Source organism: Methylovulum miyakonense HT12, from assembly GCF_000384075.1.
GTDB lineage: Bacteria > Pseudomonadota > Gammaproteobacteria > Methylococcales > Methylomonadaceae > Methylovulum > Methylovulum miyakonense.
On sequence record NZ_KB913025.1, the window covers coordinates 1,645,654 to 1,666,966 of the forward strand.

At 50.0% G+C, this 21,313-nt stretch carries 19 protein-coding genes; 2 read left to right on the plus strand and 17 right to left on the minus strand.

Features of this window, described 5'->3' with window-relative positions; all coding sequences use genetic code 11:
- Nucleotides 1–2 precede the first annotated feature (2 nt).
- Both METMI_RS0108670 and METMI_RS0108675 read left to right on the plus strand, forming a co-directional pair.
- On the plus strand, nucleotides 3–875 hold the full coding sequence (locus METMI_RS0108670; RefSeq protein ID WP_019865888.1) for a hydrolase 1, exosortase A system-associated: 873 nt from the start codon (nucleotides 3–5) through the stop codon (nucleotides 873–875).
- Nucleotides 872–1,849, plus strand: coding sequence for a glycosyltransferase family 2 protein (locus METMI_RS0108675; RefSeq protein WP_019865889.1), 978 nt, complete (start codon nucleotides 872–874; stop codon nucleotides 1,847–1,849). Before METMI_RS0108670 ends, METMI_RS0108675 begins: the two co-directional genes overlap by 4 nt.
- A gap of 2 nt (nucleotides 1,850–1,851) precedes the next feature.
- Here METMI_RS0108675 and METMI_RS0108680 read toward each other — a convergent pair whose 3' ends face one another.
- The 17 genes from METMI_RS0108680 to mnmG form a co-directional block, all read right to left on the minus strand.
- Complete coding sequence (locus METMI_RS0108680) at nucleotides 1,852–3,585, minus strand: arsenate reductase/protein-tyrosine-phosphatase family protein (RefSeq protein WP_083930238.1); 1,734 nt, start codon at nucleotides 3,583–3,585, stop codon at nucleotides 1,852–1,854.
- 66 nt (nucleotides 3,586–3,651) lie between these two features.
- A complete protein-coding gene (locus METMI_RS0108685) occupies nucleotides 3,652–4,677 on the minus strand; it encodes a glycosyltransferase family 2 protein (protein ID WP_029151568.1) in 1,026 nt (341 codons plus the stop codon).
- 19 nt (nucleotides 4,678–4,696) lie between these two features.
- On the minus strand, nucleotides 4,697–5,641 hold the full coding sequence (locus METMI_RS25410; RefSeq protein WP_019865892.1) for a glycosyltransferase family 2 protein: 945 nt from the start codon (nucleotides 5,639–5,641) through the stop codon (nucleotides 4,697–4,699).
- Nucleotides 5,642–5,747: 106 nt separating this feature from the next.
- A complete protein-coding gene (locus tag METMI_RS23515) occupies nucleotides 5,748–6,674 on the minus strand; it encodes a glycosyltransferase family 2 protein (RefSeq protein WP_019865893.1) in 927 nt (308 codons plus the stop codon).
- 50 nt (nucleotides 6,675–6,724) lie between these two features.
- A complete protein-coding gene (locus tag METMI_RS23520) occupies nucleotides 6,725–7,582 on the minus strand; it encodes a glycosyltransferase family 2 protein (protein WP_019865894.1) in 858 nt (285 codons plus the stop codon).
- Nucleotides 7,583–7,706: 124 nt separating this feature from the next.
- Nucleotides 7,707–8,873 carry a glycosyltransferase family protein gene (locus tag METMI_RS0108705; RefSeq protein WP_029151569.1) on the minus strand — a complete coding sequence of 389 codons (1,167 nt, stop codon included), beginning with the start codon at nucleotides 8,871–8,873 and terminating at the stop codon, nucleotides 7,707–7,709.
- Nucleotides 8,874–8,940: 67 nt separating this feature from the next.
- Complete coding sequence (locus METMI_RS0108710) at nucleotides 8,941–10,122, minus strand: glycosyltransferase (RefSeq protein ID WP_029151570.1); 1,182 nt, start codon at nucleotides 10,120–10,122, stop codon at nucleotides 8,941–8,943.
- 141 nt (nucleotides 10,123–10,263) lie between these two features.
- Nucleotides 10,264–11,502 (minus strand): ABC transporter ATP-binding protein, encoded by a 1,239-nt coding sequence (locus METMI_RS0108715; protein ID WP_019865895.1) that lies wholly within the window; start codon nucleotides 11,500–11,502, stop codon nucleotides 10,264–10,266.
- A 56-nt stretch (nucleotides 11,503–11,558) separates the two neighbouring features.
- Nucleotides 11,559–12,377 carry an ABC transporter permease gene (locus METMI_RS0108720; protein ID WP_019865896.1) on the minus strand — a complete coding sequence of 273 codons (819 nt, stop codon included), beginning with the start codon at nucleotides 12,375–12,377 and terminating at the stop codon, nucleotides 11,559–11,561.
- Between the two features lie 77 nt (nucleotides 12,378–12,454).
- Nucleotides 12,455–13,690: a pyridoxal-dependent decarboxylase, exosortase A system-associated gene (locus tag METMI_RS0108725; protein ID WP_019865897.1), complete on the minus strand. Its 1,236-nt coding sequence runs from the start codon at nucleotides 13,688–13,690 to the stop codon at nucleotides 12,455–12,457.
- Complete coding sequence (locus METMI_RS0108730) at nucleotides 13,687–15,279, minus strand: acyl-CoA ligase (AMP-forming), exosortase A system-associated (protein ID WP_019865898.1); 1,593 nt, start codon at nucleotides 15,277–15,279, stop codon at nucleotides 13,687–13,689. Before METMI_RS0108730 ends, METMI_RS0108725 begins: the two co-directional genes overlap by 4 nt.
- Nucleotides 15,280–15,482: 203 nt before the next feature.
- Nucleotides 15,483–16,757: a hypothetical protein gene (locus tag METMI_RS0108735; RefSeq protein WP_019865899.1), complete on the minus strand. Its 1,275-nt coding sequence runs from the start codon at nucleotides 16,755–16,757 to the stop codon at nucleotides 15,483–15,485.
- Nucleotides 16,758–16,818: 61 nt separating this feature from the next.
- On the minus strand, nucleotides 16,819–17,700 hold the full coding sequence (locus METMI_RS0108740) for a ParB/RepB/Spo0J family partition protein (RefSeq protein ID WP_019865900.1): 882 nt from the start codon (nucleotides 17,698–17,700) through the stop codon (nucleotides 16,819–16,821).
- Nucleotides 17,701–17,768: 68 nt separating this feature from the next.
- Nucleotides 17,769–18,026 carry a hypothetical protein gene (locus tag METMI_RS0108745; RefSeq protein WP_019865901.1) on the minus strand — a complete coding sequence of 86 codons (258 nt, stop codon included), beginning with the start codon at nucleotides 18,024–18,026 and terminating at the stop codon, nucleotides 17,769–17,771.
- Nucleotides 18,013–18,780, minus strand: coding sequence for a ParA family protein (locus tag METMI_RS0108750; protein ID WP_019865902.1), 768 nt, complete (start codon nucleotides 18,778–18,780; stop codon nucleotides 18,013–18,015). Before METMI_RS0108750 ends, METMI_RS0108745 begins: the two co-directional genes overlap by 14 nt.
- The gene (gene rsmG / locus METMI_RS0108755) at nucleotides 18,768–19,415 is read right to left on the minus strand and encodes a 16S rRNA (guanine(527)-N(7))-methyltransferase RsmG (RefSeq protein ID WP_019865903.1); all 648 of its coding nucleotides are present in this window, start codon (nucleotides 19,413–19,415) and stop codon (nucleotides 18,768–18,770) included. Before rsmG ends, METMI_RS0108750 begins: the two co-directional genes overlap by 13 nt.
- On the minus strand, nucleotides 19,415–21,286 hold the full coding sequence (gene mnmG, locus METMI_RS0108760; RefSeq protein ID WP_019865904.1) for a tRNA uridine-5-carboxymethylaminomethyl(34) synthesis enzyme MnmG: 1,872 nt from the start codon (nucleotides 21,284–21,286) through the stop codon (nucleotides 19,415–19,417). Before mnmG ends, rsmG begins: the two co-directional genes overlap by 1 nt.
- Nucleotides 21,287–21,313: the final 27 nt, after the last annotated feature.

The following is a 21,313-nucleotide window of genomic DNA, read 5'->3' on the forward strand; positions in this document are numbered from 1 at the left end:
ACATGAAAGCAGAAGAAATCCCCTTAACCATCCTTTGTGAAGAGGCCGCCCAAATAGGCATTTTCCATCAGCCAGAACACGCCAAGAAAACCGGAGTGGTGGTGGTGGTGGCGGGTGGCCCGCAATATCGGGTCGGATGTGCAAGGCAAATCATTTTATGGAGCCGCCGCCTTGCTGGCGAAGGTTATCCTGTGTTGCGTTTTGACTACCGTGGCTTTGGTGATAGCGCAGGGGAGTTTGTCGGCTTTGAAGGCATCAATGACGATATCAAAACGGCAATTGATAAGCTCATGGAATTGGTGCCTGGCCTGGAAAACGTCGTCCTCTGGGCCGAGTGTAATGCCGCTTCCGCCGTGATGATGTACGCTTGGCGGGATCCCCGTGTGTCAGCCTTGATTATGCAAAATCCTTGGGTGCGTCATGTGGCAACACAGGCCAGGGCCTATATGAGGCATTATTATTTAATGCGCGTCATGCAGAAAAGTTTTTGGCTGAAGTTGGGTACGATGCAATTTAATCCTATTACGGCCATCGGCTCGTTGATGGTGTTATGGCGTAATGCCAAACAGCTCAATGGCACGCAGCCTACGGCGGTGATACGGGAGTTTGATAATTTGCCGACCTATCAGGAAAAAATGCGGGAAGGCTTGACGCGTTTTCCGGGCAAAACCTTATTGTTCATGAGCGGTTATAGCATGATAGGTAAGGAATTTGATGAATTGGTTTCCTTGTCCCCACAATGGCAACGGGTGTTGGCAAGCAAAACAGTGACACGGCTCGACCATCCTGATGCGGACCACACCTTTTCCCGTTCACAGGATAGGGACAAACTCGTCGATGATGCGCTTTCTTGGTTAAATCAAGAGTTTTTATGAATTCTAAACCTGTCATCAGTATTGTTGTACCCACCCGCAACCGTGGCGCATTATTGGAAATATGCCTAAACGGCATACAAGCGCAAAGTTACCCGCACTATGAGGTGTTGGTGATGGATGACGGTTCTAGCCTGGAAAACCGCCAAATTTTAAAACGCCTCATGCCATACTACGGCAGCCGGGTGCAGTGGCATGAAATCAACGCCCCTGATAGCCATGGCTCTGGCGCGTCAGTGATCAGGAATAAGGGGATTGCTTTAGCAAAAGGCGAATTTATTGCTTTTTGTGACGATGATGATTACTGGTGCAGGGAAGACCATTTAGAGGCCGCCGTTTCGGCGATGAGGCAATATAACGCCCAAGCCTACTTTACGGGTATGCGTATCCTAGATCCTGAAGGCAATACCCTTGTTGAGAATATGATGCCTAATGTCCGGTGCTCATTAACACCCGGGCAAAAACTTTCCGATGCCGGGGTCTATAGGGTGTCACATAAACAAATATTGTTTTATCCGGATTATGCCCATCTGAACATCACGATTGCCAGCAAGGCCTTGCTGGACAACATAGGCGGGTTTTGGGAGCAAACCTGTTACGCGGAAGACATCGACCTGTTTGTGCGCATTTGCGATGCGGCGGACACCATATTGTTCAGGCCGGACATATGCGCCGTCCATAATGCGCCGGCCAAACGTTTAGGCCTTTCCGTGTCAAACGGCCTGGCGCAACAGGACAAATGCTTATTGGAAGCTAACGTTTACCAACATTTATTGATGGTTTGCAGCCACCCGCTGGCGTTAAAGTACGCACGCATCAGCTTGTCTTATCTATACAAAGTGATAGGCGTGGGATTACAGGCGGAAGGCAAAAAGAAACGCGCCCTTTTTTATGCCCGATGCGCATTGGCGGCATACCCCACCTTAAAATGGTCGGCCTATTTGGCGTGGATGTATCTGCTGTTTTGGGTCAAATGACCTCAGGCCATTTGACCCAGTCGGCGGATGGCCGAGGCCAGCCTCTTGAAACACGTTTCATACACGGCGAAATCTTTATCGTACGGATCCGCAATTTCCACGTTGTCCGGCTGCTCGGCCGTCAATGTGCCCAATAAAAAAGTTTTCCGGGCGGTTTCTGGAAACTCCTTTTTTAACCGTTCAAGCTGCTGCACTTCCATTACAAAAATAAGGTCAACTTGCGAAACCATCGTTTTGTCAACGGTTTTGGACTGGCAATGGGACATGTCAAAACCCTGCCCGGCAGCAATTTTCACCATATTGGCGTCAGCCGGACGCCCCGCGACCCCATGGAACCCTGCTGAATTGAAGCCCAGCTTGCCGTTTGCCAGCAATTTTTCAGCCAGGACTTGTGCCGCCGCGCTTCGGTTTATGTTCCCATAACAGAGGAACAGCACTTTGTTGGCTAGCTTGAGCTGTTTGGCGAGGCGTTTTTGCATGGCGGTCGAGCGATGTTTCTTATGCTGCCATTTAAGGTAAAGCAAACCTGAAAAACGTTGGTGGTAGTCCCTGGCGATTTGTATCAGGTCCATTAGCCCGGGCAGCGGGTCGCGCCATTGTTGCACATCAAATGCATGGCGCGTGGGGTGCAATGCCCACAAGGCATCCTTTAGCAGTTGCCATGTGCCGGGGTAAGCAAACAGGCGTGGCTCCTCCGAGCGCCTGATGACTTGTTCATACCAGTAAATGTCATTCCCCAGTTTGCGGCAATACATATTGTCCTGGTAATGCGCCGATGGCGGGCGTTGCTTCATGACCCATAACTGAAATAACAGCCATGGAAAATCTGCGCCAGCCGCACAAGCCAAGGGCAGCGACCCCCAAAAACGCCCGTTAATTTCCATCAGCGCGTACTGCCCGGTATCCGCCTGCCATTTAAACTCGACCATCGCCACGCCGTGCCATTGCAGGGCTTTGATTAAACGCCCTGCCGCCGCCAACAAGACAGGCTCCAAGGCAACGCTTTTACGGAAACAACTGCCCCCCCCGGTCAATGGCACTTCATGCAAACGTTGATGCTGGAAGGCATAAACAATTTCGCCGTGGTCGGCCAAGAGTTCAATGCCCGTGCCCACGCCTTGGCTATATTCTTGGAGCAATAACTGGCCATGTGCGAGCAACTCCGCACCTAAGCCCAGCAATTCGGTTTCGCTAAAGGCGTAAGCGACGCTCAATTGCTTGCGGGTGCCGCCATTCGGGATAGATCTGCCTGGCTTTAACACAACCGGAAAATTTAATTTAGGCAATAAGCCATGGATGCCGTCAACGGAATCAACGGCATAACTGGACGGTACCGAAACCCCGCACTGCACCGCCAGCTTCATGGTTTCATGTTTGTCCAATACCTTGTTTAAGCTGGCCCTGGGGGCGATGGCCAAAATGGGCGTCCATTGCGCCAATTTATCGGTGGTGGCTAACGGCACTAAGCTGCGTTCGGTAACGGGGATGACCAAATCATAAGCGTGCTGTTGCAAGTGCCGGCCGATAAAGTCAATAAAGGCTTCCGCTTCCGTCAAGGGGTCAGGGTGTTCAAAAACCTTATTGACATGGCGCGAATACTCCGTAAGGGGTTTTCTTAGGCCTGCGCTGGCGGCAATATCACAAACGATATGATGTTTGGCCAACGAACGGACGATGCTCAAACACGAGATCATGTCCGCATCCAGGACAAGAACACGAAACTGAGGGGGGGTCATAAGTATCCTAGGTTAACAATTTGCCAAGTCCGGCGGGTTACACAATCGCTTTGTCCCGTCTGGCCATTACGGGGTTTCCGCGCCGCTATTGATTGGGATATCGTCATGGTTGATATGGCGGATGTGGTAAAACCATAGCATTTTTCTAAGCAATACCATAAACCAAGGCACTTTCCGGTTGAGGTCAGGCGCACCGCCGTGGCCCAGCAAGCCATCTAGCCCGCCCAAGAGACAGGCGTCCGCTTTATTTTTAGCCTCCCCGCCATATAACAGCTTATTCGCTGAAAACACCGCCCTCTCAAGTAGCCGTAACCACATAAAACGCCGGTAAGGCTTTGGCGTGTGCCTTGACCAAAAGAAACATGCGTTTCTTGCCATTAAATAATAAAAATACGGGGGGCGCGTGTTAGGTATTTCATGTTGGAACCGGGCATTGGCATCGACGATGTTCCGCCATCCGGCCGCCAGCAACCTTGCGCTTATATCGTTATCTTCATAGTAAGCAAAAAACGTTTCGTCAAGCAAGCCAATCTGTTTAATGGCCTTAACCTTAAATAGAACGGCCGCACCCACCAACCAGAGCTCCGTGCCAGGCATTGCCATGGCGTTGCCAACTTCCTCCACGTTGTCAAAATAAGTCGGCATCAGCTTTTTCCAATCATGGTAAGCCCCACAAAAGTCTATCCGGTCTTTGTCATCAAGCCCGACGATTAAGGGGGAAACCGCGCCACAAGAGGGGGTGCGCCCGGCCAGGCTGGCTAGGTTGGCCAGGGTTTCGGGTAAAGGGACGCCATCGTTGTTGACCAGCCAAACATAATCAGCCGCATCATCAATCGCACGCTGCATGACAATGTTGTGCCCGCCACAGAAACCTAGGTTTTGCTCTAAACGGATAACGGTGGCCAGCGGGTTGTTGATATTTTCTGATAAATGGCCCCAGTCCTCTTGCCTTGAGCCGTTATCGACAACAAAGACCTTCATCGTTAAATGGGGGGGTAACTTTGCCTTAAACAAATGTTCAAGGCAGGCCAAGGTCGTTGATGCCTTGTTCCAGTTTAGGACGCTAACGTAAACGAGCACTTCGTGGGTCATAGTCACAATCCGGCCATCCTTAACGCAGCAAAAGGGATGCTAATAGGTTTTTCCAGTGTTCGGGTTTGGTAAAATCAAACAAAACGGCTTCAAAAGCGGCATGGATTGCTTTTAGCTTGTTGTTATTTTTTCGGTAGAAATACGTTTTATCGAGTGACCATAAGGCGACTTGTTGCCTAATGTGGTTTTTATAAAGCTTAAATTCAGGCGATTGGAGCATTTTTTTATAAGCAATGACACCGTAAAAACCAAAAGGGATGGTGCGGGTCAAGCTCCCTGACCTATGTAAGTACGTCATCAAGGGTCTGGGCACATAGACCATATAATCGACATGCGCCGCCAATTTGAAAAACCAAGACATGTCAACGGCGGCCTTTAGTTCTTCATCACAATAGCCAACTCGCCCGACCAGCGCTTTTCTGATCAAACAAGTGCCCGTGCGCATTAGCACGCCCTCTTCAAAAAAGATGCGGATTGGATTATCAAGCCGCAATAGGCCGCCTGTTTTATTGGCCGCATTAAAATATTTATGCCAGACCGGATCCGTTTCGCTCAGCAATTCCTTGTCGCCTTGGTTAACAATTTCATATCGGTCAGAAATGATGATGTCCGCATTAGGGTATTCGTTTAATGCGGAACTTAAAGAGGAGAGGTTGTTGGTTTCCCAGGTGTCATCGGCATCCAAAAAAGCAATCCAGTCGCCCTGCGCATGGTCAAAGCCGGTGTTTCTGGCGCCGGCAACGCCTTTCTTGCGCTGGTTTGCCAGCACCTTAATCCGGGCGTCTTTTTGGGCGTACCCGTTAATGACAGCGAGGGTGTTGTCAGTTGAATGGTCGTCAATGACGAGGATTTCAAAGTTACTGTAATTTTCTTGGGCGAGTATGGAGTCAAGCGCGACAGTGACATAGTCTTCAAGGTTAAAAACAGGTACTACGATGCTGATTGCAGGAGTTTTGGTGGTCATTTTTGCTGCTCATGAAAATATGTTGTGAGGTGCGGGGCTAAGGTGGGTTTCCCCTGTTGTGGCCACAAATATTTTGGGATTTAGAAAGGCGGTAGGGGTTGGGCGGTTATTTTTTTTCCGTAGTCAAAATGGCGGCCCCCTCTACTGCAAAATAGTCTTTTGCCTTTTTGATACGGCGTATCATCAATAAGGCTTTGACCAATGCTTCCAGTCTAGGGATAAATTTGCTGAAGTCCCTTAGCAACAGCAGATAGCTAAGGATGTCCAGTTGCTCTTTGACAACGGTCACAAGGTTAAACATAAATGAATTGGGATAGGTTTTAAGCCGGACAATATTGTTAATGAATAGGCGGTTAGTGTCCCAATCCAATTGGCCGAAAGCGTCACCCATACGGTCGTGATATATTTTTGTGTGGGGGACTATGCCAATTTTTAGGCCATGGTATAAGGTGCGGTTCAAGTAATCATCATCCTCACCGTAGTGGGGGAAAATGGGGTCAAATCCGCCTACTTTGGTTAAGCACTGGCGGCTTATCAGCCAAGCCGCCGCATTGACAAATTGGGTTTCATAAATGGGTTTAAGGTTGTCGGTGACCCAATCCGAAATGAGTTTAGGGCAGGCCCCTGGGCTTACATAATAAGAAAAATTGAGGTCTAAAGCCGTACCGGCCCCGTTCATGTGCAGCGGGCTTAGGATGCCAAACTCAGGCCTTTGCTGGCTAACCTCGATTAATTTTGCAATGGTGTCGGGCTCTATCCAAGCATCTTGGTTCAAAAGGAACACATAATCGGCATCGTTTTCCAAGGCCTTTAACAGCCCTAGGTTATTGGCTTTGCCAAAACCTAGGTTTGACCCCGTCTCAATTAACTCAACGCCAGGGAAGCGGGTTTTGATTTGTCCGGGGGTGCCATCGGCCGAGGCATTATCAATCGCTAATGTGGTGACAGGAATGCTGCTGCGGGCCAGGCTATCAAGGCATTTTTCAATCCAAGGGGCGCCATTATAGGTGACGACGACTGCGTATATTTTCATCTGGCTTTAAGCGTATGATCAATAAGTTAGTGGGTGGTATAAGGTGGCTTTTAGCCTTGATGGGTCAGTTTCTTTAAAAACCTACCCAACAAATTATATTCAAGGAACAATTCTTTTTTTAATGACCGGTGCAGGCACCAAAACAAGTGTTTGTATACCAGCTTAGGGTAGTCTTGATAATCTGAAATGGCGGTTTTATTGTTTTTGGCCGTGGCTTGATGCTCATGCAACCGGAAAGCCGCCAATTCAGCGTTTAGGTAGCCCACTTTGAAGTGCTTGAATACCCGGTACCAAAACTCATAATCCAAGGCTTGCTTTAGGTCGGTGTTGAAATAGCCAATTTTATCGAAAACGGATTTCCTTAATAAAACCACGGTAGGTTCACCGACTTTGTTATTGGGATGGGATAAAAATTTTATGTCCTTTAATAAGGCTCTCCCGTGTTGGATGGGGGCAATTGTTGTCCACCCGGATTGTAAATCCTTATATTGCGCCAGCCAGTCTTTATGCTTGCCATGATCCCCTTCAATCAGGATTTCCCTTTTACAAAAAACCATGCCTATTTCTTGGTCTGTTTCAAGCAAGTCCATCATTGACTTTATGCACTCGGGCTTTAACAAATCATCCTGGAACAGGAACTTGATAAATTCACCTTTAGCCTGGGCAATGGAGTAATTCCAATTGGCCCCTATCCCGCAAGGCGTGTGGTGGAAGACCGTTATAGGGATGTCCGTTTTTTCGGCCAGTAAGCCGGTAATAATAGCCAGCGTATTGTCAGTGGAAGCATCATCGGAAACAATGATTTCTAAGGGCCTATAAGTTTGCTGTAGCGCAGATTCAATGGCCTGCCGGATAAACGTTTCACCATTATAAGTAGGTATACAAATAGAAACTAGCGGCTTATGCATTAATTATCACCCATTAAATTATGTTAACTGACGTTACGCAGTAACCCGTTTTTGTCCCCATTCGCCGCCGGGCACCGCAAGTTTTGTCGGGAACAGCCTGAAGGGGCGGCATGGATGCTTCCTGCTATTTACGGTTAAACCGCCATAAAACATATTTATCCAGAAATGCGGATATGTCCAAAACTTCGTGGGTACGCGCCTGGAGGCGGTTGGCAAACTTGGGTAATTCAGAAAGCAAGCTGGGCTCATGGGGTTGCCCTAGCAATCCCTGAAACGCTTCAACGAACTGGCCAGATCCGTTTTCAACGGAATATCGCCCAAACACTTCTTGCCGTGCGTTTTCAACCATCGCTGATGTTGCACTAGGGTTGGCCAATAAGTGTTCCATGGACATCAACCAGGCGTCAGCCGAGTCCTTTACCAACAGCCCGGTTTCGCCATTCCTGACGGATGAGCTGTACGGCGCCATATCGCTAAAAATTCCCGCTATTCCTGCCGCCGAATATTCCAGCCATTTTATATTGCTTTTGCAGCGGTTAAAGGGCGTGTCTTCAAGCGGGGTTAGCGCGGCGTGGACATCGAGTTTTTTTAAGGATGAGGCATAACGCTGATAGTCCCGCTGAAAATCAATGAACCGGGCCGAGGCGCAATTAGAAAACCTTTTTGGCAATTCCCCAAAAAACACGGCGTTTACGTTAGGGTGCTTGTGCAAAACTTCTAGGAGCGGCTCTTCGATGAGCGCCCAGTCTTTCCTATGCGTTGGGGTCCCGGATATTAGAAAATTGAATTGGTCATTGGCTGGCCTGGGTTGCGCGGCAAACAAGCCCCAGTCCACAAGATTGGGTTTTACCCGTATTGGGCGGGGGGTGTGCTTCTGAAGTGAGTTTTGCAAGCCTTCGGTGGAAACGGTAATCAAGTCGGCTTCATTCAATATCCATTTTATATAAGGCGAATGCCCTTTTAATCGCTGGTAATTTGGATGGGAGGCCGGGACATCGAGAAACATATCATCAAGGTCATAAACCAAAGGGATCTTAAGGCCTATTATTTTCCGTAATATTTTTGCGGTGGACACCGACGGGAAGTGCCTTTGGATAATAATTAAATCCGCACGCCGGGCCGCATCAAGATCGTACCAAGGGGATAAGTGGTTTTGGTTCGCCGCCCAAATGACCTGCCAGTTTTGGGCCAACAACGGTGCAATAATCCGAATGACGGCGCACGCGTGAGTTTCTTTATCAGGTGAAAAAACGGCGACGCTGGGTTGTGCGCGGGCAGTGATATTGTTCATATTGCCGCCCTAAACGGCAATAAAAATGCCTGTGTTAGATGTTGTTTTAGGTCGTGCATAGGCTGGATTACTTGTTGAAGCGCCAGAGGACGTATTTGTCCAGAAAGTCTGCTAAACGCCAGGCCATCCGCTTTTTCAAGCGGACGGGAAGGCTCGGCAGGCCTGACAAAAATGGGTGATCATGCTTGCCATGTAGGTATTGCCCAAACAAAGCGATAAAGCCTTCGCCTGCCATTTCGATGGCATATTTCCGATAGGCTTCAGTTTGGGCATTTTCAACTAGCGCAAGCGCAAGGTTAGGGTTTGCCAATAGCCCGCTTATGGCCGTAAACCAATCCTCGGAGGTGTTTGCCACCAGCAAACCGGTTTTGCCGTGCGTGATAGAGTCCCGATAAGGGGTGATGTCGCTGTAAATGCCAGGGATGCCTGCCGCCGAATATTCCAGCCATTTTATGTTGCTTTTGCAGTGGTTAAAGGGCGTGTCTTCCAGAGGGACTAGGGCGAGGTGGACATCCAAACCTTTTAGCTGGTCGGCGTATTCCCGGTAACCGGGCAGGAAGCCAATCAGCCGTACCGAAGGGTGGTTGGCAAACCTTGCGGGCAATTCCCCAAAAAATATCGCTTTCACTTGTGTGTAAGTGTTAAGTATTTCTGCCAAAGGTTCTTCAATAATTTGCCAATCGCTTTGATGGGTCGGGGTGCCTGAAACCAATAGGTTGAATGGCGCGGTATGTGGCCTTGGTCGGGCATAAAACCAGCTCCAATCCACTAAGTTGGGCTGGACATGAATGGGGCGGCGGGTGTGTTTGCCTAGGGATTTTTGTAATGTTAAGGTGGATACCGTTATGGCATCGGCTTCATTCAACATCCATTTGATATAAGGGGCCCTTTCATTTAAGGCTTTGTAATGGGGGTGGGAAGGGGAGATGTCCAAAAACATATCATCCAAGTCATAAACAATGGGCACGTTTTGGGCAATGATTTTCTTTAAGGCCTGTTCAGTGAAGACCGCCGGGAAATGGCGTTGGATAATAACAAGGTCCGCTTGTCCCAAGGCCTCCAAGTCAGTTGAAAAACCTGCCCCGGTTTTTTTGACGGCCCAGGTGACATCCCAACCCTTTGCCAGAAACGGGGCGATAATCCGGATAATCGCGCAAGCACGCTCTTCTGTATCTAACGAATAGACAACAAGCTGCGGATGACGGTTGGTACGGTCATCTTGGTGCACATTGTAATTCCCTTCCATCATCTGTCCGCCTAAGTTTCGGGTGTTGTTATGAGGGTTACTGAGGTTATGCGGTAACGTGTTTGGCTCCCGTTTGCCCCACCAAACGGAGCGTCCCCGCTGCGGTACCGTTCGACAAGAAAATCAGGTTGTTTGGGGGGCGCTTTATGATATGAGGCTCCACGTCACGTCTAGCCCTATGAAGCCTTCGTTGGAGCCGGAGTTTATTGAGCGGCTAATATTGGGTGCGGTGACTTGTATGGGGAACAAATTTTCGGCATAAAAGACAGGATGGAAAAATTCCCCCAATACCACCCCGATCCTGATCGAGTAGATGCCTGGCAAGAAGGGGAAGCGGCTTACCTTAAACTGGACTTGATGGGTGCCTGGCATTAATTCTTCGCACTCAAGGGCGTTAATGCTTTGCATGGTGGCAAGGTAGAGCATGTCGGTGGTATGGAAACCAAAACCAAATACGGGTTTTGGCAACCGATTTTTCACGTTGAAGGTTAGCCGGAATTCAACGTCTTCAAAATATTGTACCGACGATGTTGCAAGCCCTTGCCCGTCAAAGGCTTCGATAGACACTAAGTCAATGTCATTGGAGGACAAAACGTTTTGCCGTAATTTGCTGTTGCTGTCCTGGGTATTTTTGATTTGCCGTTCGCTAAGCGAATAGAACTGGTTGCAGACGGTTTTGGGGTCGCCGTCCATTAACAAGTGCCCATGGTCCATCAATAACACCCGGCTACATAAGTGCTCAACTTGCCGGATATTGTGGCTCACTAACAGGACTGTTTTTCCTTGCTTTTTGATCAGGCTTTCCATCCGGTCAAAACATTTGCGTTGGAAAGCAAGGTCGCCTACCGCCAACACCTCATCAACAATCAAAATGTCGGCATCCATGCTCGTGGCAATCGAAAAGCCTAACTTAACGGTCATGCCGGAGCTATAGCGTTTGACGGGGGTGTCAATAAATTCTTCTATTTCCGCAAAATCAATGATTTCATCAAGTTTCTGCATGATGGTTTTCTTGGGTATGCCTAAGATCGCCGCATTTAAGAAAATGTTTTCCCGGCCGGTCAGCTCCGGGCTGACGCCTGCGCCTACCTCGATCAATGGGGCGACGTTGCCACGGACAATCACTTGCCCTTTAGTGGGTTTGCTGATATTGGCCAGATGTTTCAGCAAGGTGCTTTTGCCTGCGCCATTGTGGCCAATGATCCCGACGACTTCGCCTTCTTCGATAGAAAAATGGACATCATCAAGGGCTTTAAATGGCTCTTTTTTGTGCGTGCCTTTCCCGGTCAGGAGCCTTAACCCGTTCAATGCGGTTTCTTTTAGGCTGGCGATATGACCAAGCTGGTATTCTTTGGTCAGGTGCTTAACTTCTATGATGGACATGATTGCTGTAGGGGTTAACGGATGGTTAAGGCAATAAAAAGACGGAATGTGGCCTATCAAATGACGTCGGCAAACCAGTTTTCTGCGCGTTTAAAAAATAGATAGCTAAAAGGCAGGATAGCCACTATCAAAATGGCGCCAGGATAAAGGGCATTAAAATCAGGTGGTAAATTTTTGAATAGGACGCGTTGGAAACTGTCGATGATGCCCGCCAATGGGTTGAGGGTATAAATTGTGTATAGCGTGTTTGACCATTCGCCTGCGGCTTGTTCGACAATCAGTTTCTTATGGACTAAGGCAAGGGGGTACATCACCGGGGAGCCGTACATTAAAAGGGACAGCCCTACCGGCAAGGCCTGCGCAATGTCGCGGTAATAAACATTCAGTGCCGCCCCGAAAAAACTGATGGTCAGTGCGACTATCATCGCGTACGCGATGATGGCGGGTATCCATAAGGCATAAATGCTGGGCAGCAAATGGTAATAAGCCATCATAATGGCCAGGATTGCCAAGCTGATGACCAGCTCCACCAGTTTGGTCGCCATGGCTGTCAAGGGGAAGACTTCCCGGGGGAAATAGATTTTTTTGATCAGCGGGGCGTTGCTGGTCACGCTGATGACGCCTTCGGATGTCGATTCCTGAAAAAAGACCCAAGGGATTAGCGCGGCAAAAGTGAGGACGGGATAAGGGATGTCCCCGGTTTCGATGCCGACAAAACTTCTGACCAAGGTAAATATCAGCATCAGCATCAAGGGCTTTAGCACGGCCCACACAATGCCAAGATAGGATTGCTTGTAGCGGACGATGATGTTTTTCCAGGCAAGTTCAGAAATCAGTTCGCGGTATTGGTAAATGTTTTTGGCGACTTGTAGCATAAATTAACTCGCTTGTGTTTGGGGCATTTTAGGGTATTTCTAAAAAAAGTGATGGATTTTAGCCCATAGGCCTTTAGCTATACCAAAACTTCTTCCGTTTTAGGCTGGCTTAAAAAATCCCTGGGGCTAGCGGTGTAGCCGTATGCGCCGGATTGGTAAACTACGATCAAATCACCGATTTCGGCGACGGGCAGCAGCATTTTATCGGCGAGAATGTCAAGCGGCGTGCATAAAGGGCCGACGATATTGACAATTTCTTGCGCATCGCTGTGCATTTTATTGCCGATGGCAATGGGGTAATTTTTGCGTATGACTTGCCCGAAGTTACCGGAAGCGGCAAGGTGATGGTGCAGGCCGCCATTGGCCACCAAGTAGGTTTGGCCACGGGAGATTTTTTTATCAATCACTTCACAGACATAAACACCCGCTTCGCCCACCAAATAACGCCCTAATTCTATGATGATTTCCGCTTCCGGGTTGGCGGACTTGAATTCAGCCATGGGCCCGGCAAGTGCGTCACCAATGGCTTGGGTGTCCAAGCGGGCCTCTCCGGGAAAATAGGGGATGCCGTAGCCCCCGCCAATATTGAGTTTTTTGATGGGGTTAGGGCAATGCTTGGATAATTGCATGGCTAAGGCGATGCTTTTTTGCTGTGCCTCGATAATCGCTTCGGCTTTAAGGTTTTGTGACCCGCTGTAGATATGGAAGCCTTTGAAGTCCAGCTCCAGCTCTTTGATGCGGTTTAATGCGTCGGGCAGCAATTCTTCGTCAATGCCGAATGGTTTGGAGCCGCCGCCCATTTTCATGCCGGAGGCTTTCAGTTCAAACGCGGGATTGATACGGACAGCGACATGGGCTTGATGGCCCGTTTGTTGGGACAGTTGCGCGATGGTTTCCAATTCGTGAGAAGACTCAATATGGATGGTAATGCCCGCCGCAATCGCTTGCCGCAGTTCCGCCGGACGTTTGCCTGGGCCCGCCATGCTGATGTTTTCGGGGGGCATGGTGGTGTCGAGCGCCACTTTCATTTCCCCGGCAGAAGCCAGGTCAAAACCATCGACAATACTGGCCATGTGCTGGACTACCGCAGGCATAGGGTTGGCCTTCATCGCGTAATGGATTTTCAAATCCGGCGGCATGTGTTGGCGTAGCCCGTGCACACGTTGGGCCATCACTTGCCGGTCATAGGCATAAAAGGGGGTGCTGCCGACCCGTTGGGCTAGGCGCGATAACGGAATGCCTCCGATTAGCAATTCGTTGTTGGCAACGGCGAATTGCGTCATGGGTGTGTGTTGGGGGCTGCTTGTGTTCATGGATTGGTTTGGAAAAGTGTGGCGAATTGTTCCGTGAGGGCTTTGCGGTCAATTTTACCATTGGGGTTTTTCGGTAAAACCGGCAATACCAGAATTTTTGCAGGTACCATAAAATTGGGCAGCTGCTCTTTGCAGGCGGTGATAACAGATTGCCCATCAAAGTTTTCGGGCGCTTCCACACTGACTACCACAACCACCGCTTGCCCTAAACTGCCGTGCTCTATGCCCAGCGCGGCGGCTTCCTTGACTAGCCCTGAGGCATACACCACTTCTTCAATTTCGGTGGGGCTGACGCGGTAGCCGGACGTTTTAATCATATCGTCCTTACGCCCGACAAAATACAAATAACCTTCTTCATCCCTAGTCACGGTGTCCCCAGACCACACGGCGATTTCGGTCAAGGGCAATTGCGGCAACTGCCCCGGCGCGGGTTTGAAACGCGCCGAAGTGGTGGCGGGGTCATTCCAATACCCCATCGCCACCAGCGAACCGCGGTGCACCAGCTCGCCGGCCTCGTGCGCGTCGCACAAACTGCCGTCTTCGCGCACCACTAAAATTTCCGCATTCGGGATGGCCTTGCCGATGGAATCAGGGCGCAGGTCGATTTGTTCCGGCGGCAAATAAGTGGATCGGAACGCTTCGGTCAGGCCATACATCAGGAAAAAACGGCTGTCCGGCACTTTGGCGCGGATGTTGGTCAGGATGGCTCTGGGCATTTTGCCGCCGGAATTGGTCAGGTAGCGCAAATGCCCGTTGATGCCCTCAGGCCAAGTGACGTTCGCCAATTGCGCCCACAGCGGCGGCACGGCGGCCAGCCCCGTGATCTGGTAAGTTGCCAAGGCAACGACAACATCCCGTGGCAACAGATAATCCAACAACACGCAGGCCGCGCCTTTCAGCAAAGCCGTGGTGAGTTGGTTGAGGCCGTAGTCAAAACTGAACGGCAACACCGCCAGCAAACGGTCGGCGGCGGTGATCGACAAATAGTCGCTGACGCTGACCGCGCCTGCAATCAAGTTCCGGTGTGAAATCACCACGCCTTTGGGTTTGCCCGTGCTGCCGGACGTATACAGTATCGCCGCCATGTCGGTGTCTATGGTTGGCGGTGTTGGTAAGGTGTTTGCCGCATTCGCCATAAACCGCTGCCAGCTTATAACGCTTTTGCCCGCAACGGCTTCGTAGCCCGTATCTTCCGCTTCGGTGATGACGACGGTATGCAAATCCGGGCATTCCGCCAATATCCCGGCAAGCCCCGGCAAGCGGTTTTTTGAGGTGACCAGGATATTGACGTTACAGTTGCCCAGGATATAGCCGACTTGCGCCGCCTTTAGCACCGGATTGACGGGGACGAACACGCCGCCCGCTAGGCTAACCGCCAAAAAACTGCTGACGGTTTCGATTTGTTTCGGCAGATACACCGCAACCCGTTGCTGCGGCTGCAAATTCAGGGCTTGCAGGGCGCGGGCTTGTTGCTGGACAAGGTTGTTAAGTTGGGTGTAAGTCCATGAGGCTTTTTTATGGACGATAGCTACGGCATCGGGGCTGATGGTTTGGGTTTCGGTGAGCAGGTGGTGGAGTAGGGTTGGCATGGTGGCTCTACTATTAACAATCGTCTATTTTAATGATGGGTAGCCCGTATGGGGCGATAGTGCAATACGGGGAACATAGCGACATGCCGTATTTCATTACATAAATATAGCAAGAAGTTTTCAAGCATGGTCTTGATACGGATAGGATGCGGTATTGAATCCCGTATTGCGCTATCACTTCATACGGGCTACTTGCTTGTGGCCTATTTTCTGAAATAGGCGCCATTAAGTGATACACCAAGCCCACCACAATATCCATTATCTAAGACATAAATTGCATTATTGAAATGAATGAAAAACGCACCACATAACACCTCATTGTCTATAGCGTAAGCCTGACGTCCTTCGGTATGGAGGGGGGCTTCTAAACTGCCAATATTATAGCCAGTCATTTTGTCCATCTCCGCATATAAAAACTTACCTTGGGTTTTGATGGTTAAGTTTCCTTTGTAATAAAGCGAATCGCCGTTACTCACCCACTTTCCTTTCCAGTCATTTAAAGAGGGCAACTGCCCCGCCCAAATTTTGGAGAGCTTTAACATGGATTTCATCCATTGAGTATCTTCCACTTTATCAATATAGCCAGTTTCGTCAAAACCCGGCAATTCACGCCGATCAAAAACTTGCAATTCCGTTTTGGATATCCAGCCTAGCGTAGTGGATTTTTTGCCTTGATAACGAATACAGGCAAATCCATTTTGGTTATCGCCAGCTATTTCAACATAGTCTCCCGCGATCAAGTAGGTATTCTGCTTTTGGGGGCATAAATCGGCACTACAGGTGATCGGTTCTTTGAATAAAAAAGCTTTTTCTTTAAGGGGATGAACTACAGCGAGAGTATCGATGAAAGTTGAATGTTCGTTGCAGGCTTTTCCTAAATGGGCTGCCGTCCATTTTGCCACGGTTTTAGTGACTCCTTCAGCCAGACACGCTTTAGGAAAAACAAATTTCGAAGGAATTAAGGATGGGACAGGATGTTGGAAGGCCTGATTATTAGGCTGAAGAGCCGCTATTTCATCCAATAATCCTTTTATTTCTTTTGGTGGGTGTTCGGCCAAATCGGGATCATTAGCAAAAACCTCAAGCTTTACACCACCGTTTAGGAGGACTGCCACAAACCTGCCATCTTTTGACATCCATACACCAGCTTGCTCAGCATCAGCAACGTGGGCTATAAAGCCAGAGATGAAAATGGCGCCTCCTTCATTTAAAGCCTTCAATAAAAGACTGGGCGTCTCCTTAAAAAGGCGGTTGGATAAGGCTTGCACATTTTCCTGCCCTATAGATTGTTCTAGTAGGCAAGAAATTTGGGGTATGTTGGTAAATTCGACGGAATCATCATTGCCGTTGGATATACTGTATAAAGTGTTTTTCAAGCTATCAAAGAAATCTTTATCTCCCGTAGCATATGTCTTAGAGGAGAGCAGCAACAAAGCAATGCCGATAATCCATGCAAATTTGAAAGTTTTTTCTATCATGGTTGGGAAGCCAAGCAATTAGCTTGTATAAAGCGATAGTGTAAGACGGGCAAACCATTAATTATTTTATCTGCCCAATAATCCCATCCAACTCGTCCAAGCTGGTGTAGGTGATAACCACTTTGCCGCCGCCGTTTTCTTTGTGGTCGATGACGACTTTTGCGCCCAGTTTGGCGGTCAGTTCATTCTGCAAACGTAAGGTGTCGTTATCTATGTGTTTTTCGACGGGCGTTTTGGGTTCGGCGTGGCATTGTTTGACCAATTGCTCGGCGGCGCGGACGGACAGGCCGTCTTTGACGATTTTTTGGGCGATGGTGAGTTGTTGGCTGTCATTGAGTGACAATAAGGCGCGGGCATGGCCCATTTCCAATTGCCGGTTGACCAGCAGCTTTTTGACCTCGGGGTTCAGTTCGATCAGGCGCAGCAAATTGGTGACGGCGGCGCGTGACCTGCCCACGGCATCGGCGATTTGCTGATGGGTCATGCCAAATTCGTCGAGCAGTTTGCGTAAGGCATCGGCCTCTTCCAAGGGGTTGAGGTCTTCGCGTTGGATGTTTTCAATCAACGCAATCGCCATGGCCGCGCGGTCGTCGATTTCCCTGACCAGCACCGGGACTTCTTGTAAACCAGCCAATTGCGCGGCACGCCAGCGGCGTTCCCCAGCGACAATCTCATATTTTTCCAGATCCAGTTGGCGCACAACGATGGGCTGGATAATGCCTTGCGCCCGGATTGAATCCGCCAGTTCCTGCAATTTCTCAGGGTTCATGTCTTTGCGCGGCTGATATTTGCCGCGTTGCAGATATTCTATCGGCAATTGTTGGGTTTGATTTTTTGCCGCGGCAATGCCTTTATCTTCCGCTTCTTTGCCGGCATCTTTGCTGGCAACTTCACCCAATAAAGCATCTAGCCCACGACCTAATCCACGTTTTTGTAAAGCCATCGCTTGCTACTTGTGTGTTCTTAATAAAGGCGATTAGATGGAACCGGGAACCGGCCCATGTAGGGTGATCAATGCAAATCGGCGCGCATGATCAGTTCAAATTCAAGCATCAGTATCCTGAGCGCTTCGGCTTCTTTTAACAGTTGCAGCCGTTCGTCATGTAGCGTGCCTCTCGCCGTTTGCGCCACTTCCGAAGTGCTGGTGGCTGCCGCCGGTTTGGCCGATGTTGATTGTGCGGCGTCCAAAGGTTGCGTATCCGCCAGGAGCACTTCAAGGCCCCTGCCCAGTCCGCGTTTTCTATCAGTCATGTGGTTAGTTTTTTTCATTGTTGATCATTTCTTCGGCTAAGGCTGTATAAGCTGTGGCGCCGCGCGAGGTTTTGTCATAGGCCAGTATCGGCAGGCCGTGGCTGGGTGCTTCAGCCAGACGGATGTTTCTGGGGATGCACGTCCGGAACACTTGCTCGCCAAAATAACGGAGCAATTGTTCGGACACATCTTTGGTCAAGCGATTCCGGTCATCAAACATGGTGCGTAAAATCCCTTCCAGGTACAGCCCGGTGTTGACGGTGTTCTGGATATTTTTCAGGGTTGTCATCAAGGCGGACAGCCCCTCCAGCGCGTAATATTCGCATTGCACCGGGATCAACAAGCTATTGGCCGCAACCATGGCGTTTAAGGTCAACATATTTAACGACGGTGGGCAGTCAATTAAAATGTAATCATACGCTGAGGTGACCTGGGCTAAGGCATCACGTAGCCGTAATTCTTTCCGGTCAGCGTTCATGAGCTGCACTTCGGCAGCGGTTAGGTCGGCATTGCCAGGGATGACCGAAAAGCCTAGCTCAGGCCGCTCCAAAACGGCCGCCAGTACCGGCACGTCTTCCATCAGCACATCATAGCTGGAATAGCTGATGTTTTCTTTATCAACGCCACAGCCCATTGCCGCATTGCCTTGCGGATCCAAATCCACCAGCAAGACGCGCCGGTTGGCCGCCGCCAATGAAGCGGCTAAATTGACGCTGGTCGTTGTTTTTCCTACGCCGCCCTTTTGATTGGTTACGGCAATTATTTTTCCCACTGGCTTACCTCTGTTGGTCTAGCGTTTTCTACCCGTATCAGGAATCTTTCGGCGGCAATGCCAGGCACGTTGATCGGAATAAGCGTTGTTTGGGCGGTGGTTTGCGCCGATTCCGCCAGTGCTTGTTGGCCTTTCATGGCTAATAAAACCCCGTGTTCCGCCAGTAAATGTGCTGTCATATCAATAATATCCGGTAAGCTGGCAAAGGCCCGCGTGAGGATGGAGTCAAAACCTTGGGCGGGCCGGTAGTCTTCCACGCGCTGGTGGCAGACAGTAACATTTTTAAGTTTGAGTTCCAAGACGGCTTGTTGCACGAAGCGGGTTTTTTTTGCATTGCTATCGAGCAAGGTGAACTCGCGTTCAGGGCAACAAATTGCCAGCGGAATGCCGGGTAGCCCCGCGCCTGTGCCAATATCAATAATGCGCTTGCCATGCAAATGCGGCAGTATTGCCAAGCTATCCAGCAAATGCAGCCCGACCATTCCCTCTTTTTTTCGGATGGCGGTAAGGTTGTAAGCTTTGTTCCATTTTTCAATCAGGGCAATAAAAGCCAGCAAGGCTTGGATAGTGGATGCTTCTAGGGGCAGGCCCAGCTCGTTTAAACCTGCCCGCAGTTCTGTTTCGCAATTGTCCATTAGGCCGATTTCTTCTTTAAATAGACCAGCAACAGGGAAATTGCCGCCGGGGTGATGCCTTGGATCCGTGATGCTTGGCCCAGTGTTTCAGGGCGTTGCCTCCTAAGTTTCTCACTGACTTCATTCGATAAGCCAGGGATGCCTTGATAATCCAAGCCTTCCGGTAGTTTCAGATGGTCATAGCGCAAGGATTTGTCAATTTCGGATTGTTGCCTGACGATATAGCCTGCGTATTTTGCCTGTATTTCCGCTTGTTCGCTGACCGCTTCAGGGATTTCCCCGCCATCAGGCAAAAAGTCCAGCAATTGCAAAACGTCAACTTCAGGGCGGCGCAACAATTCCATCAAGTTGGCTTCTTTTAACAAGGGCTTGCCCCAGTATGCCTCCACTTGTAAGGCTTCTTCGCTTTCTGCCCTTATCCAGGTCTTTTTCAGGGTGTCCTGTAAACGGGTGACCGCTTCACGTTTGCTGGCAAACGCTTGCCAACGTGCGTCATCCACCAAGCCCAATTCACGCCCCTTTTCGGTCAGACGCAAGTCGGCGTTATCTTCCCGCAACAGCAAACGGTATTCGGCGCGGCTGGTGAACATGCGGTACGGCTCTTGGGTGCCGCGTGTGATCAGGTCATCAATCATCACGCCGATATAAGCCTCATCCCGTGCCGGACACCAGCTTTCCAAGCCCAGCACTTGCCGCGCCGCATTCATGCCTGCAATCAGGCCTTGTGCCGCCGCTTCTTCGTAGCCCGTCGTGCCGTTGACTTGCCCTGCGAAAAACAAACCATCCATGTGTTTGGTTTCCAAGGACATTCTCAAGTCGCGGGGGTCGAAAAAGTCATATTCAATCGCATAACCGGGACGGATGATTTCGGCATTCTCAAAGCCTGGCATCGAGCGCACGAATTCATATTGCACGTCAAACGGCAAACTGGTGGAAATGCCGTTCGGGTATATTTCGTGCGTGTCCAAGCCTTCCGGCTCGACAAAAATCTGGTGGGAATCACGGTCGGCAAAACGCACGACCTTATCTTCTATCGACGGGCAATAACGCGGGCCTATGCCTTCGATCACGCCGGAATACAAAGGTGAGCGGTCTAAGCCCGCACGGATAATATCGTGGGTTTTTTCTGTAGTGCGGGTGATATGGCAAGGGATTTGCCGGGGATGCTGTTCGCGCGTGCCCATGAAGGAAAACACGGGCACGGGCGTGTCGCCATGCTGTTCTTGTAGCTGGCTGAAATCTATTGTGCGCCCGTCTATACGCGGCGGCGTGCCGGTTTTTAAGCGGTCGATGCGGAACGGCAACTCGCGCAAACGCTCGGCTAAGGCAATCGACGCCGGGTCGCCCGCACGTCCGCCGCTGTAATTTTCCAAGCCGATATGGATTTTGCCTCCTAAAAATGTGCCGGTCGTCAATACCACCGCCTTGGCTTTAAAATCCAAGCCCATTTGCGTTTTCACGCCCGCGACGCGGTTGTTTTCAACAATCAAGTCGGCGACGGTTTGTTGGAATAACGCCAAATTAGGCTGGTTTTCCAAAACAGTCCGGATCGCTTGTTTATACAACTTGCGGTCGGCTTGCGCGCGGGTCGCCCGTACCGCAGGGCCTTTGCTGGCGTTTAAGGTGCGGAACTGGATGCCGCCCACGTCTATGGCCTGCGCCATAATCCCGCCCAGCGCGTCTATTTCTTTGACCAAATGGCCTTTGCCGATACCGCCTATCGCGGGGTTGCAGCTCATCTGCCCCAAGGTGTCAATGTTTTGCGTCAGCAACAAGGTCTTCGCCCCCGTCCGCGCCGCGGCCAATGCGGCTTCTGTGCCCGCGTGGCCACCACCGACCACAATCACATCAAAATTTTTTTTGAATTTCATGGCTAATACTTTACTCTGTCCTGTGCG